Genomic DNA, 14525 nt, shown 5'->3' with positions numbered 1-14525 from the left:
TTCCCTGTCAAGGTTATTGCCGGAACCCTTCTGCTTTGGTTCCGGCACCCTCCGATTCCTGATTATCTGAATCCCCGGCGATCAGCGCCTCGAAGGTGGTAATTTCGCCGGGGTTGTCCGGAGCGTAACCGGGCAGCTCCTGCAGACGCCCAATGAACGGTTCGGACCGCATCAGGCCAATAAGGCGAGAGAGGTTTGTCTGATTCAGCCGGTCCTCCCGGCACAGCAGGAGGTAGTGTTCCCGGGCCAGCTCGACAAAGGTCAGGCCGAATTGCCGGGCGGCGGCTTCAACGCCAAAACCGACGTCCGCCATGCCGGCGGCCACAAAGGCGGCAACGGCGGTGTGGGTGAATTCCTGCTGGGGTGACCGGTTAATGGCGTCTTCGGCCAGGCCCTGCTGCTTGAGCAGCAGGTTAAACAGAATTCGGGTGCCGGAATGGCGGTCCCGGCCGATGAAGCGCAACTGAGAATCGGCAAGATCGTGCAGGCTTTGGATCCGGTTTTGTTGGTTCTTCCGGAACATCAGCCCCTCCCGGCGGGTGACGAAGCGGATCAGCTTCAGGTTGTTGCCGGATAAATGATGGCGATAGTGGGCGAGAATTTCCCGGGCCCGTTCCGGGCAAGTGGGGAAATGGAAACTGGCCAGGTCGCATTCACCGTTGTTGAGTGCCGACAGGGCCTCTTCCGGATTGCGGTACTGGAGGTTGATCTCCAGCTGGTCCGGGAACTCCGGTAACAGGGCCACGGCGTATCCGTGGCTGGCATGCAGGCGCAGGACCGGGTGGCTGCCGGCCAGAAGCTGCTGGACCTGGTCATTGAGTTCCGAGGCCATGCTGTCGATCTGAGGCCCCAACCGGGCCTTGACCCGGTGATCGGCCCAGAGCAGCTTTTCGCCGAGGTCCGACAGGCTGGTGCCCTGGCCCTTGCGCATGATGACCAGGGGCAGGCCGAAGACATGGGTGGCACGGTTAAGCAGGTTCCAGGCGTGCCGATAGGAGATGCCGGCCGCCTCGGCGGCGACGGTGAGTTTGCCGGTGTCGCGGATACTTTCGAGCAGGCGGAACAGAACCGGCTCGAACAGTTCACCGTCCTCGGTCCGGAAGACCCAGGCGGGAGATATGTTGAGCTTCTTGGTATGCATTTCAGTTCATATTCCGTGGTCACGAATTGGGTGCTAGCGTAGTGCTAGAACTGTACCAGAACAAAAACAGACAGGAACAGTCATGCATATGTCAGAGCAGATAAATCAACAACCGGGTGGCTCCACCAGGCCCAGCGCCGGCGACTGGACACCTGACATGATCCGGGACGAAGTGGACGCACTGAAGCACAAACCCGGCGCCCTGCTTCCCATTCTTCACGCTGTCCAGAACCGGATCGGCTACATTCCCGAAGGCGCGGTAGCCATCATTGCCGGGATGCTGCAACAGACCCGGGCCGAAGTGCACGGGGTAATCAGCTTCTACCATCATTTCCGCACTCACCCGGTGGGCAGCAAGGTCATCCATGTTTGCCGGGCAGAAGCCTGCCAGGCCATGGGTGGCCGCGCTCTGGAAGACCATATCAAGTCGCGGCTGGGTGTGGATTACCACGGCACCACCGCCGATAACGAATTTACCCTGGAGCCGGTGTATTGCCTGGGCAACTGCGCCTGTGCACCGTCCATTCGCGTGAACGACGATATCCATGGCCGGGTTACCCCGCAGAAGTTTGACCGCCTGGCGGACAAACTCACCACCTCCGCGCTGGACATCCGGTAATCACAGGAGCCTTGATCATGGCGACAAAAATCTTCGTGCCCTGCGATACCACCGCCCTGTCCATGGGCGCGGACGAGGTGGCAAGACTGATCGAGTATCACGCCGGCGCCCGGGGCGTGGACATTGAACTGGTGCGAAACGGTTCCCGCGGATTGTGCTGGCTCGAGCCGCTGGTGGAAATCGGGACCGCCACGGGCAGGATCGGTTACGGCCCTATTGAACCGGACGACGTTCAGGCTCTGGTGGACGCCGGCCTGTTCGATGGCAAATCCGATCACCCGCTGTTTCTCGGCCCGGTGGCGGATATGCCCTACCTCAAACGCCAGCAGCGCCTGACCTTTTCACGGATTGGTATTACCGATCCACTGTCTATTGATGATTATCGGGCCCATGGTGGTTTTGGGGGGCTGGGCAGGGCCGTGGCCATGACGCCCCAGGCGATTGTGGATGAAGTAAAAACTTCGGGCCTGCGTGGCCGGGGTGGTGCGGCGTTCCCCACCGGCATCAAGTGGCAGACAGTTCATGATGAGCCCTGGCAGCAGCAAAAATACATCGTCTGCAATGCCGATGAGGGCGATTCCGGAACCTTCGCCGACCGGCTGGTGATGGAGTGCGACCCGTTCATGCTGATCGAAGGCATGACCATTGCCGGGCTGGCCGTCGGTGCGACCCGGGGCTATATCTACCTGCGCTCGGAATACCCGGTGGCGCATCGCATGCTGGACGAAGCTATCCGCCGCGCCGAGGCGGCCGGCTATCTGGGCGAGGATGTCCGGGGCAGTGGTCGTACTTTCCACCTGGAAGTGCGACTGGCGGCGGGCGCCTACATTTGTGGGGAGGAGACGTCGCTGCTGGAAAGCCTGGAAGGCAAGCGGGGACTGGTGCGCGCCAAGCCGCCCCTGCCCGCCATCAAGGGGCTGTTTGGCCAGCCCACGGTGGTGAACAACGTGCTGTCGTTCGCGGCGGTGCCGTTCATTCTCGATCAGGGCGGCCAGGCCTACGCCGACTACGGCATGGGCAAATCCCGGGGCACGCTGCCGATCCAGCTGGCGGGCAATATCCGCCAGGGCGGCCTGATCGAACTGGCCTTCGGCGTCAGCCTGAAGCAAATCCTGGAAGACTTTGGCGGTGGCACCTTCACCGGTCGGCCCATGAAAGCCGTCCAGGTGGGCGGACCCCTGATGGCGTATATGCCCGAGAGCCAGTGGGACACACCGATGGATTACGAAGCCTTCGCCAAGCTCGGTGCGGGTATTGGCCACGGTGGTGTGGTGGTGTTTGACGACACCGTGGATATGGGGGCGCAGGCCCGTTTTGCCATGGAGTTTTGCACCGTGGAGTCCTGCGGCAAATGCACGCCCTGCCGGATCGGTTCGGTACGGGGAGTGGAAGTGATCGATCGCATCCGCGCCGGCGAGAACCGGGAGGCTAACCTGGCGCTGCTGGAAGATCTGTGCGAGACCATGGTTGATGGTTCCCTCTGCGCCATGGGCGGTATGACACCCTTCCCGGTGCAGAGTGTGATGAAACATTTCCCGGACGACCTGACGGCCTGACCGACGCGAGTGGAGGCAATAACAATGTTGCACTATTACGACCCGAACAAGAGCGACCCCGGTACCCGCGGCCTGAATCCGGACATGGATTACGGCACGCCGCCGAGCACCTCCGCAACCCTGGTCAGCCTGTCCATTGATGGCACCGACATCAGCGTACCGGAAGGCACGTCCGTATTGCGGGCCGCCGCCCTGGCCGGGATTAACATTCCAAAGCTGTGTGCCTCCGACAACCTGGAAGCCTTCGGCTCCTGTCGCCTGTGCGCGGTGGCAATCGAGGGTCGTCGCGGCTATCCGGCGTCCTGCACCACGCCGGTTACCGAAGGCATGGCGGTCACTACCCAGAACGGCAAACTGGCGAAGCTTCGCCGCAACGTCATGGAGCTGTATATCTCCGATCACCCACTGGACTGCCTTACCTGCCCGGCCAATGGCAACTGCGAACTTCAGGATGTCGCCGGTGCCGTGGGCCTGCGGGAAGTGCGCTATGGTTTCGAGGGTGAAAACCATCTGGATGCGGAAGTGGACGACTCCAACCCCTACTTCAGCTTCGACCCCGGCAAGTGCATCGTCTGCTCCCGTTGCGTACGCGCCTGCGAGGAAGTGCAGGGCACCTTTGCCCTGACCATCGACGGCCGTGGCTTCGACTCCAGGGTGTCCGCCGGCCAGAATGACCCGTTCATGGATTCCGAATGCGTATCCTGCGGCGCCTGCGTCCAGGCCTGCCCCACCGCTACGCTGATGGAAAAGAGCGTGATCGACGCCGGCCAGCCCGGGCACAGCGTGGTCACCACCTGTGCCTATTGCGGTGTCGGTTGTTCGTTCAAGGCCGAAATGAAAGGCGGCCAGCTGGTGCGCATGGTTCCCTACAAGGGCGGCGAGGCTAACCATGGCCATTCCTGCGTGAAAGGGCGCTTTGCCTTTGGCTACGCCACCCACAAGGACCGTATCAGGGAGCCGATGATCCGGGACTCCATCAACGATCCCTGGCAAGTGGTGTCCTGGGGCGACGCCATCGGGTTTGCGGCGAAAAAACTCAAGGCCACCCAGGCCAGATACGGCCGGGAAAGTATCGGTGGCATCACCTCCTCCCGCTGCACCAACGAGGAAACCTACCTGGTGCAGAAGCTGGTCCGGGCTGCCTTCGGCAACAACAACACCGACACCTGTGCCCGGGTCTGTCACTCACCGACCGGGTTTGGCCTGAAAACCACTATGGGTGAATCCGCCGGCACCCAGACGTTTGATTCGGTCATGAAAGCCGACACCATCGTGGTGATCGGAGCCAACCCCACCGACGCCCACCCGGTGTTCGCCTCCCAGATGCGCCGGCGTTTGCGCCAGGGCGCCAAGCTGATCGTCATTGATCCGCGCCGCATCGACCTGCTGAAAACGCCCCACGGCAGTGCAGGCATTCACCTGCCGCTGCGCCCGGGTACTAACGTGGCCATGGTCAATGCCCTGGCCCATGTGATTGTCACCGAGGGCCTGGAAAACACGGCGTTTATCGAGAGCCGTTGTGAGCCGAAGCAGTACCACGACTGGCGGGAATTCATAGCGGAGGAACGCCATTCGCCGGAAGCCGTGGAGGCGGTCACCGGCGTACCGGCCGAGCGGGTACGCCAGGCCGCCCGTGCCTATGGCGAGGCCGGAAACAGTGCCATCTATTACGGGTTGGGCGTCACCGAGCACAGCCAGGGCTCGACCATGGTGATGGGCATTGCCAACCTGGCCATGGCCACCGGCAACATTGGCCGTGAAGGTGTTGGCGTGAACCCGCTGCGGGGCCAGAACAACGTTCAGGGTTCCTGCGATATGGGCTCCTTCCCCCACGAATTGCCCGGCTACCAGCATGTGGGCGACCCGGCGGTGCGGGCCCGGTTCCAGGAGGTCTGGGGCGTGGCGATTGACGACGAACCCGGCCTGCGGATTCCCAACATGTTCGATGCGGCCATCGCCGGCAGCTTCAAGGCCTTGTACGTTCAGGGCGAGGACATTGCCCAGTCCGATCCCAACACCCAGCATGTGGAAGCGGCACTCAGCGCCCTGGATTGCCTGATCGTGCAGGACATCTTCCTGAATGAAACCGCCAAGCACGCGCACGTGCTGTTGCCAGGCGCCACTTTTCTGGAGAAAAACGGCACCTTCACCAACGCCGAGCGCCGCATCAACCGGGTGCGTAAGGTGATGGCGCCGGTGGCAGGTATGGAAGACTGGGAAGTGACCATGGCTTTGTCCAATGCACTCGGTTACCCCATGGACTACAAGCATCCGTCCGAGATCATGGATGAGATCGCCCGGCTGACGCCCACCTTTGCCGGCGTCAGTTACGACAAACTGGAGAAACTGGGCAGCATCCAGTGGCCGTGCGACGAGGAGCATCCGGAAGGCACCTCGACCATGCACACCCTGGATTTCCCGATCGGCAAGGGCAGGTTTGCGGTTACCGAGTATGTCGCCAGCGAGGAGAAATCCAATCGCAAGTTCCCGCTGCTGCTGACCACCGGCCGCATCCTGAGCCAGTACAACGTCGGCGCCCAGACCCGCCGCACCGAGAACAGCCAGTGGCATCATGAGGATGTGCTGGAAATCCATCCCAGCGACGCCGAACTGCGCGGTATCCGGGAAGGCGACTGGCTGGGTATTTCCAGCCGTGTGGGCCAGACGGTTCTGCGGGCGCGGATCAGCGACCGCATGTTGCCGGGCGTGGTCTGGACCACCTTCCACCATCCCGGCAGTGGCGCCAACGTGATCACCACCGACAGCTCGGACTGGGCCACCAACTGTCCGGAATACAAGGTCACCGCGGTGCAGGTGGAGAAAGTCAGCCAGCCGTCGGCCTGGCAGCGCCACTTTGAGCAGTTTGACCAGCGCCAGCACCAGTTGCTGGCGCCCTCGGCCAGCCAGACGGAGCCATCCGATGCTTCGGCCCTCAAGTAATCCGGGCGCCGCTGCCATGGCAGTCACAGGCCTCGATGCTCCCAAGGATGTTTTGGTGGCCTGTGAGACCCCGGTGGAGGTGCGCGGCGGTATTGAAGGTGCGCCTTGCCGGGATCTGGTCGCTGAAGAGGTGCCCGTGGCGATGGTGTACAATGGCGTTTCTCACGCCGTGATGATGGCCTCACCCTGCGATTTGGAGGACTTTGCCTTTGGCTTCAGTCTGACCGAGGGCATTCTGGACCGCCCGGAGCAGCTGTTCCATCTGTATGCTGTGGTCAGTGAACAGGGTATTTCCCTGGAGATGCACATTGCCGGCGACTGCTTCGCCCGGTTGCGTGAACAGCGCCGGAACATGGCCGGACGAACTGGCTGCGGGCTGTGCGGCACCGAATCCCTGGCCCATGCCATCCGGGCCATCCCCAGGGTACCGGCGCGCCCGGCACCGGTTGACAAAGCGGTGCAACGAGCCCTGCGTAATCTCCCGACTTACCAGCCCTTGCAGGAAAAGACCGGAGCCACGCACGGTGCTGCCTGGTGTGATAACCAGGGCCGGATACAGCAGGCCCGGGAAGATGTCGGCCGGCACAATGCCCTGGACAAGCTGATTGGAGCGCGCATTCGCGACCATGGTGCCAGGGCCTTTGACGACGGTTTTGTACTGATTTCCAGCCGGGCCAGTTACGAGATGGTGCAGAAAAGCGCCACCGTCGGCGTCAGCAGCCTGATTGCCGTTTCGGCGGCCACCGCACTGGCCATCCGGGAGGCCCGCAAGGCCGGCATGACCCTGATAGGCTTTGCCCGCCCGGGCCGGCACGTTATTTACGTCCGTGGTGACGAGTAACCCTCTGAGGAGATGCGAGAATGAGCGACCAACAGCTCCAGAACCTGATCAAAATGATCAACCAGATCAGTATCAACAACCTTCACCACGGCGATGAAGATCAGGCCGCCGAGGTGGTGGCAACCCACATCAAGAAATTCTGGGCCCGAAGCATGAAGCAGCAGATCATCGCCTACGCGGAATCTGACGGGCTCGAGCTGTCCCCGGTGTCCCGGCTGGCGGTTAAACGACTGGCGGAGCCCCAGGAAGCCTGATCCCGGTCACTTAACTGTCGCTTGTCTGTCACCTCCCCGTCACCGCCCTTTGCGAGGGTGGCATCGTCCGGATATGTTTGGGAATCCCTGCCCCTGGGTGGTTCTGTTTCTTTTCTTGAATGTTCTATCAACAACTACTAACATCGTGGTTGTTGAGCATTCGTTCAAAAAAGGAGATTGAGTATGGCTGATTTCAAATTGCACGATATCGAATCCGCTCCGGAAGGCGCCAAGCCCTTCCTGGAAAATTCCCGGAAGAATTCCGGCATGATCCCCGGACTGCATGCAGTGATGGCGGAATCGCCACAGGTACTGGAGGCCTACCAGAAGCTGCACCAGCTGGTTCTGGACAACAGCTTCAACAACGACGAGACAACTGTGGTCTGGCAGACCATCAACGTCGAAAATGCCTGCCACTATTGCGTGCCGGCGCACACGGGTATCGCAAAGATGATGAAAGTCTCAGATGACATTGTTAACGCGCTGCGTGACGAGACTCCGCTTCCCAGTGACAAGCTCGAAGCACTGCGCAACTTTACCCTCGCGGTCATGCGCAAGCAGGGCAACGTCAGCGAGGAAGATCTGGCTGCTTTCTTTGAAGCAGGCTATGGCAACCGCCAGGTACTGGAAGTGATTATGACCTTGTCCCAGAAGGTTATGAGTAACTATATCAACCACATTGCTGAGACGCCGGTGGATGAGCCGTTCAAGAAATTTGCATGGAGCAAGGACCAGTAAACGTTCGTCAGGCCGTGCAGACTAATCCGCACGGCCAAGCCATTTTTCCCTCCCCCGATCCCTCAAGCCGGCTAGAATAGCCCGATGAACCATTCACCGTGGCTTTTCCGTCTCTCGTTTCTGGCGATCGTGGTCTTGCTGATGGCCGCCATCTGGCTGTTGCTCCAACAACTGAGCATGCCCGCCAGCCTTGCTCCCTCGGCACTCTCCGACTGGCTGGCCCAGCAGGGGCTCCTTGGCCCTGTGCTCCTGATGCTGATGATGATACTTGCGGTGGTTGTCGGGCCGATTCCCACATTGCCAATCAGTGCCGCCGCCGGACTGGTTTATGGCATGTTTACCGGCACCGCCATTGCCGTTACGGGAGCCCTGGCTGGCTCGATCATCGCGTTTTATCTGGCGCGGGTACTCGGGCGGGAAGCCATCCAGCGCAAGCTGGATCACAACCCGGTATTTTCGGCCCGCGGGTCCCAGCGCTTTCTCTTCATTGCGGTATTTCTGACGCGGCTTATCCCATTGTTTTCCTTTGCCCTCATCAGCTATGCCGCCGGGGTTACCTCCATCCACCTATGGCGCTATGCGCTGGCGACCGCCGTGGGCATGCTGCCCATGACCTTCGTGTTTGCCGGGCTGGGCCACAGCTTTGAGCTCAATCCAATACTTACGGTGATAGCCGCAGCCACTATCCTGGTGGTCATGAGTACCCTGCCGCTGTACCTCAGACGACGCCCCCACTCCCGGCTGTCCCGTTTCCTGCACCTGGATACTGAGGTCTGAAGTCAGGCTTACCGTTGTAACAGAACGCGACTGTCTTGGTCTGTAACTACGGTTCTGAAGTAATACTGAAGACTGACTTGGGAGTGATTATGCGTGGTTATCGATTGGCGTCCGGTTTTGTTGCACTGGTCCTGATGCCCGGACTGGTATGGGCGGATATCAATTCCGGCCTGTACAAGCCATACCAGCGACTGTTGTCCAGCTATCTCATTGAACGGACATTGCCCGGTGACGGGCTGGTCTCCGCTTTTGATTACCAGGCCGCATTGGCGGATACAGACCTGGTGTCGACGCTGGAGCGCCAGCGCAAGGCTTTGTCGGAATTCAACACCGGAGCCCTCGAGGCTAGGCAAGAGTCCGTCGCATTTTGGATTAATGCCTACAATTTTTTCATGCTTGAACAGATTCTTACCGAGCGGCCTGACGGCTATCTCGTCTCATCCGTCTGGGATTACGGTGGCCGGGTGAACCCGTTTGTTGACAGCGTCTTTGAACGGGAGAGCTTTGTGATTGGTGGTGAGCGCTTCAGCCTGAATGAGATCGAAAAAGGCGTGTTGCTGGGTGAAGGCTATCAATCCCGGGGTTGGAAGGATTCCCGCATTCACTTCGCCGTGAACTGTGCTTCTGTGGGCTGCCCGCCATTGCGGGATCAGATCTATACCGCTGCCAATCTCGAGGGCCTGCTGGAAGAAAATACCCGCCGAGCCTTCAATACCCAACATCACCTTCGGGTGACCGGCGACACCCTGTATGGCACCGAACTGTTCAAGTGGTACAAGGAGGATTTTGTCGAGGCGGAGGGCTCGGTTCGGGCCTTTATTCGTCGCTGGGCCAGCGACTCGGTAGCCGAACACGTGGCCAGGACGGCGGAACTGGATTACATCGACTACGATACGGTGGTCCTGGTTCCGGCCGGCACCGGCTCGACCGACTTCGGCAGTGCCGCCCGGGTATACTGGACCTTCAAGGTGCTGGGGCACGAGGCCGTGACCATCCTTAATGGCGGCTTTGCCGGCTGGAAAGCCGCAGGATACCAGGTTACCGAGGGTGACGGTGCGCGCCTGCCGGTGACGCAATTCGACGCTGAGCTTCAGGATCACCTGATCGCCAGTCTGGACGAGGTCCAGGCCGCCCGGGAGACCCAGGCTCAGCTGGTGGATGCCCGCCCTGTGGACTATTTTCGGGGCGAAACCAAGTCCCCGGCCGCCAAGGTAGCCGGCACGATTCCCGGATCAAAGAGCCTGCCCCACCACTCTTTTATCAACCAGGAAAACCAGGTGTTCTATCTGAATCGGGACGTCATCACCGAGAAGGTTAACAGCGCTGAGCTGGATCCTCAGGCCCGGACAATTGCCTTTTGCAACACCGGCCACTGGGCAGCCACGGACTGGTTCGTGTTGAGCGAACTGGCGGGTTTCCAGGAGGTTGCGCTTTATGATGGTTCCATGGCGGAGTGGTCCCAGGACAGCAGTCGCCCGATGCAGGTAGCCAGGAAGGGACTTGGTAAACTCCTGGACCTGTTTAACTGAGCCGTTTAGTTGAGTGATCAAATGGCAGATTCTGCAGTTCTCCAGTCCGGGCTTCAGCAGCCCGGGTGGCAGGTGGACCGTTTTATCGTATCCACAGCGCTGGCTGGCTTTGCCCTGCTGGGCGGGCTGATCTGGCTGGAAATCGCTCCGTTCATGGTGGCGCTGTTCGTGGTGGGCACCGTGCTGGGTATGGCCCTGTACCACGGTGCCTTCGGTTTTACCGCCGGTTGGCGCAATCTGGTGGTTAAGAAGCGCGGCGCCGGCATGCGCGCACAGTTACTGCTGTTCGGAGTGACTTCTCTGATCATGGTGCCCATGCTCCACAGCGGGCAGGCCGGTCTGGTGGGGGCAATCGCACCGGTGGGTACTTCCCTGGTGGTGGGCTCTTTCCTGTTCGGGATGGGCATGCAGCTGGGTGGTGGATGCGGCTCCGGCACCCTGTTCAACGTCGGCGCCGGCAATATTCGTATGGTAGTCACGCTGGTGTTCTTTATTGCCGGTACCGTGTTGGGCTCCATTCATCTGCCCTGGTGGCTGGACCGGCCGGGTTTCGATCCGGTGCCGCTGGTCGGCAGCTTCGGTGTCGTCGGTGCTATCCTGGTGCAGTTTGTCGGGCTGGGGCTGATTGCCTGGTGGGTCAACCGCATTGAACGCAAGGCCCACGGCGCCATCGAACGGGACGAACTGCTCTGGAAAAGCCAGGGTCACGGGGTGTTCCGAACCCTGCTCAGCGGTCGCTGGCCGTTTACCTGGGCGATCCTGATCCTGGCGGCCGGTAACGCACTGACCCTGGCCATCGGTGGCGCCCCCTGGAGCATTACCTTCGCGTTCAATGTCTGGGGTGCCAAAGCCCTGGAGGTGGTGGGCGTGAACATGTCCCAGTTCGAGTTCTGGACCTGGGATTACCCCGCCATGGCCCTGAAGGATTCGGTGCTGACCAACATTCCCTCGGTCATGAACTTCGGGTTGCTGCTCGGCGCCATGCTGGCGGCGGGCCTGGCCAATCGCTTTAATGAAGCCAGTCGCAACCGGCCGGAAAGTCGTCAGTTCCTGGCCGCCGTAGTCGGTGGTTTGCTGCTGGGTTATGGCGCCCGGCTGGGTTTTGGCTGCAACATCGGGGCGCTGTTTTCCGGCATTGCCTCGGCCAGCCTGCACGCCTGGATCTGGTTTGCCTGCGCCTTCGCCGGTTCGCTGATCGGCATTCGCCTGCGGCCCTGGTTCCGGCTGCCTAACTGATGCGGGAGGGCGTAATGGAAAGACCGTATAGCCGTACCCGCATTCTGGGTATGCTCGGGATCATTCTGGTACTGATTATGGCCGATCACCTGAACAGCCCGACGTTTGCATTCAATTCCGGTCGGGGCAACGTGGAAACGGCCCTGATGCAGCGGGATCAAACGGCTTGTGCGCCCTGTGGGGCGCCGTGCCCGTCAACACGAGACTGATGAGGTTCTGACACGCTGGCTGATGGTCGCCAGTACTTATCCTGCGCAACACGACAGTTGGCTCACATCTTTGGTGAAAGTCTGGGCACAGAGCTTCAGGCCTTCCACCATGGTCAGGTAGGGAAACAGCTCATCGCCGATTTCCTGCACGGTCAGGCGTGACCGTAGCGCCATCACTGCCGTCTGAATCAGTTCACTGGCCTCCCCGGCTACCGCCTGTACACCCAGCAAGCGCCCTGAATCGCGGTCGGCGACCATCTTGATAAAGCCATGAGTGTCGAAATTCACCAACGCACGCGGCACGTTCTCCAGATCGAGCACGCGGGTGTCCACGTTGAAGCCGTGTTGGAGTGCCTCGGCTTCCGTCAGGCCAACGGTGGCGACCTGAGGGTCGGTGAACATCACTCCCGGCATGGCGCTGAGGTCCAGGGTTGCCTCGCCTCCCGTCATGTTGATGGCGGCGCGGGTGCCCCCGGCGGCGGCGACATAGACAAACTCTGGCTGATCGGTGCAGTCACCGGCGGCATAAATGCCCGGTAACGTGGTTTGCAGGTGCTCATCCACCAGAATCCCACCCCTCGCGGTTTCAACGCCGATGCCGTCGAGACCAAGAGCCTCGGTGTTGGGTGTTCGTCCGGTGGCCACCAGCAGTTGATCGGCCCGCAATGTCCCGGCTTCGGTGTTTAGCACGAACTCGTTGTCAGTGTAGTCCACATGGCTGGCCTGGCTCTGATTGAGCACGTCAATACCTTCTCGTTGAAACGCCGCTTCAATGGCTTTACCTATTGCCGGGTCTTCGCTGGAGACCAAATGACTACGGGCCAGTACCGTGACTCTGCTGCCCAATCTCGAGAACGCCTGGGCCAGTTCCAGGGCGACAAACCCGGCACCGATCACGATCAGCCGTTCGGGGACGCTGTCCAGTGCCAGCGCACTGGTGGAAGTCAGGTAAGGCGTATCGGCCAGCCCCGGCAGCGGCGGTTCCGCCGGCCGGGCGCCCGTGCCGATAAAGGCGCGATCAAAAGGGACAGTCTGCTCCCCGCCCTCGTTCAGCTTAACCACCAGGTTACTGGCATCGACAAACCGGGCCTCACCGCGCAGGACCGTGATGGCCGGGTGGTCGCGCAGTATGCTTGCGTACTTGGTGTCACGCAGTTCCTCGACACGTGCCTGCTGTTGCCGGAGCAGTTTCGCCCGGTCCACCACCGGTGGCTGGGCACTCACCCCCAGATCAAAGGGACTCTCCCTGCGCAGCTGCGCGATGTGCGCGGCGCGAATCATGATCTTCGAGGGCACACAGCCGATATTGACGCAGGTGCCACCGATGGTGCCGCGCTCGATCAGGGTGATGCGGGCACCGCGCTCGGCCGCTTTCAGAGCGGCCGCCATGGCCGCCCCGCCGCTGCCGATCACGGCAATAGGCAGGTCGTTACTCATTCGGGGAATTCCTTATCCATTTTCGAGGGCTTCAGGGTGGAGGGGTACCCGGCGTTGGCCGTGGCTTCGGTCAACGCGTCCACGGACGTTAGCGTGTCGTCGAAGGTAACCACGGCCGTACGATCCGGGTAGCGCACGTCAACTTGCGAAACACCGTCCACCTTATTCAATGCTAGCTTGACAGTGATCGGACACGCGGAACAGGTCATACCAGATACCGAGAGCGTGACAGTCTGCATGGCGGCTGAAGCAGGCATGCTGAGCACGGCGATGAGCAACGTCAGAACAAGGCGCATTCTCATGGGACAATCTCCTTTTCAGTAGAACAGAGGCAGGACATAAGGGAACACCAGAGCAACCAGTACCAGTGCCGCCACCCCCCAGAAGATCACCTTATAGGCGGTTCGCACCCGGGGTACGGCGCAGATGTCTCCCGGCTGGCACTGTTCCGCTGGCCGATAGATTCGGCGCCAGGCAAAGAACATGGCTACCAGTGCCGCGCCAATGAAAAGCGGGCGGTAGGGCTCCAGGGCGGTCAGGTTACCGATCCAGGCGCCGGAAACGCCCAGAGTGATCAATACAAGAGGCCCAAGGCAGCAGGCCGACGCGAGCAAAGCGGCAACGCCTCCGGCAATCAGTGGGCCACGCCCCGATTTCGCATCCGACATAACGCTTGCACCTTTCATGACTTTATTCGCTGGGATAAGGTTACATCCGTAGTCAGCTACGGAGTCAACACGCATGTTTGATAAAACGGGTTCAATAACCATCGGTGGCCTGGCCAGGGCGGCGGGCGTGCACGTCGAGACCATTCGCTATTATCAGCGGCGCGGCCTGTTACCGGAGCCCCAACGCCCTCCCGGCGGGATTCGGCGTTATGGTCCCGCCGACATCGACAGGTTGACGTTCGTGAAAACGGCGCAGCAGTTGGGCTTCAGTCTGGACCAGATCAGCGATCTGCTTCGGCTTGAAGATGGCGCCCACTGCCAGGAAGCCAGTGCGCTCGCCGAAAACAAGTTGCGGGACGTGCGAGCGAAGATCGACAGGCTGGAGAAAATTGAAGAGGTGCTGGGCGAAATGGTTGACCGATGCCACGCCCAAAAAGGCAATATTACCTGCCCGCTCATTGCGGCATTGCATGGAGGGGTTGGGTAAAAAGCTAGCACATAGCCTTTCCAGAACGGGATCTAATCTCCAAGTAAAGCGGGTATGAGACCCGGAAGTACCGCCGCCCGGTGCCGAAAGTAC

The 14525-nt window shown here is 60.7% G+C and carries 15 protein-coding genes; 11 read left to right on the top strand and 4 right to left on the bottom strand.

The window, feature by feature from the left end; translation table 11 throughout:
* Positions 1–13: 13 nt before the first annotated feature.
* Positions 14–1141 (bottom strand): substrate-binding domain-containing protein, encoded by a 1128-nt coding sequence (locus D0851_RS11920; RefSeq protein ID WP_117618840.1) that lies wholly within the window; start codon positions 1139–1141, stop codon positions 14–16.
* 88 nt (positions 1142–1229) lie between these two features.
* On the opposite strand from D0851_RS11920, the gene D0851_RS11915 reads away from it, so the two are divergent.
* The 10 genes from D0851_RS11915 to D0851_RS11870 all read left to right on the top strand — a co-directional run bounded on the left by D0851_RS11915 (position 1230) and on the right by D0851_RS11870 (position 11840).
* Positions 1230–1760, top strand: a complete 531-nt coding sequence (locus D0851_RS11915) for a formate dehydrogenase subunit gamma (protein ID WP_227539279.1) — start codon at positions 1230–1232, stop codon at positions 1758–1760.
* A 17-nt stretch (positions 1761–1777) separates the two neighbouring features.
* Positions 1778–3316: a formate dehydrogenase beta subunit gene (locus D0851_RS11910; protein WP_117618839.1), complete on the top strand. Its 1539-nt coding sequence runs from the start codon at positions 1778–1780 to the stop codon at positions 3314–3316.
* 24 nt (positions 3317–3340) lie between these two features.
* Positions 3341–6256, top strand: coding sequence for a formate dehydrogenase subunit alpha (gene fdhF, locus D0851_RS11905; RefSeq protein WP_117618838.1), 2916 nt, complete (start codon positions 3341–3343; stop codon positions 6254–6256).
* A complete protein-coding gene (gene fdhD, locus D0851_RS11900) occupies positions 6237–7097 on the top strand; it encodes a formate dehydrogenase accessory sulfurtransferase FdhD (RefSeq protein ID WP_117618837.1) in 861 nt (286 codons plus the stop codon). Before fdhF ends, fdhD begins: the two co-directional genes overlap by 20 nt.
* Positions 7098–7117: 20 nt before the next feature.
* A complete protein-coding gene (locus tag D0851_RS11895; protein WP_117618836.1) occupies positions 7118–7351 on the top strand; it encodes a formate dehydrogenase subunit delta in 234 nt (77 codons plus the stop codon).
* 183 nt (positions 7352–7534) lie between these two features.
* Complete coding sequence (locus D0851_RS11890; protein WP_117618835.1) at positions 7535–8089, top strand: carboxymuconolactone decarboxylase family protein; 555 nt, start codon at positions 7535–7537, stop codon at positions 8087–8089.
* 84 nt (positions 8090–8173) lie between these two features.
* Positions 8174–8866 carry a TVP38/TMEM64 family protein gene (locus tag D0851_RS11885; protein ID WP_117618834.1) on the top strand — a complete coding sequence of 231 codons (693 nt, stop codon included), beginning with the start codon at positions 8174–8176 and terminating at the stop codon, positions 8864–8866.
* Between the two features lie 89 nt (positions 8867–8955).
* Positions 8956–10395: a DUF547 domain-containing protein gene (locus D0851_RS11880; RefSeq protein WP_117618833.1), complete on the top strand. Its 1440-nt coding sequence runs from the start codon at positions 8956–8958 to the stop codon at positions 10393–10395.
* Positions 10396–10416: 21 nt separating this feature from the next.
* Positions 10417–11631 (top strand): YeeE/YedE family protein, encoded by a 1215-nt coding sequence (locus tag D0851_RS11875; RefSeq protein WP_117618832.1) that lies wholly within the window; start codon positions 10417–10419, stop codon positions 11629–11631.
* A 14-nt stretch (positions 11632–11645) separates the two neighbouring features.
* Positions 11646–11840 carry a hypothetical protein gene (locus D0851_RS11870; RefSeq protein WP_117620383.1) on the top strand — a complete coding sequence of 65 codons (195 nt, stop codon included), beginning with the start codon at positions 11646–11648 and terminating at the stop codon, positions 11838–11840.
* 36 nt (positions 11841–11876) lie between these two features.
* Here the strand turns inward: D0851_RS11870 and merA are convergent, their stop codons facing one another.
* From merA to merT, 3 genes are read right to left on the bottom strand one after another with little or no spacing between them, the layout of a single operon-like run.
* Positions 11877–13277, bottom strand: coding sequence for a mercury(II) reductase (gene merA, locus D0851_RS11865; protein ID WP_117618831.1), 1401 nt, complete (start codon positions 13275–13277; stop codon positions 11877–11879).
* On the bottom strand, positions 13274–13579 hold the full coding sequence (merP, locus tag D0851_RS11860) for a mercury resistance system periplasmic binding protein MerP (RefSeq protein ID WP_117618830.1): 306 nt from the start codon (positions 13577–13579) through the stop codon (positions 13274–13276). The genes merA and merP overlap by 4 nt, the downstream gene beginning before the upstream one ends.
* Before the next feature lie 15 nt (positions 13580–13594).
* Positions 13595–13945: a mercuric ion transporter MerT gene (gene merT, locus D0851_RS11855; RefSeq protein ID WP_117618829.1), complete on the bottom strand. Its 351-nt coding sequence runs from the start codon at positions 13943–13945 to the stop codon at positions 13595–13597.
* 73 nt (positions 13946–14018) lie between these two features.
* Between merT and merR the strand changes: the two genes are divergently transcribed.
* Positions 14019–14432: an Hg(II)-responsive transcriptional regulator gene (gene merR, locus D0851_RS11850; protein WP_117618828.1), complete on the top strand. Its 414-nt coding sequence runs from the start codon at positions 14019–14021 to the stop codon at positions 14430–14432.
* Positions 14433–14525 lie beyond the last annotated feature (93 nt).

The sequence above is a fragment of the Marinobacter sp. Arc7-DN-1 genome, from assembly GCF_003441595.1.
GTDB classification, from domain to species: domain Bacteria; phylum Pseudomonadota; class Gammaproteobacteria; order Pseudomonadales; family Oleiphilaceae; genus Marinobacter; species Marinobacter metalliresistant.
This window is presented reverse-complemented; position numbering and strand designations above follow the sequence as displayed.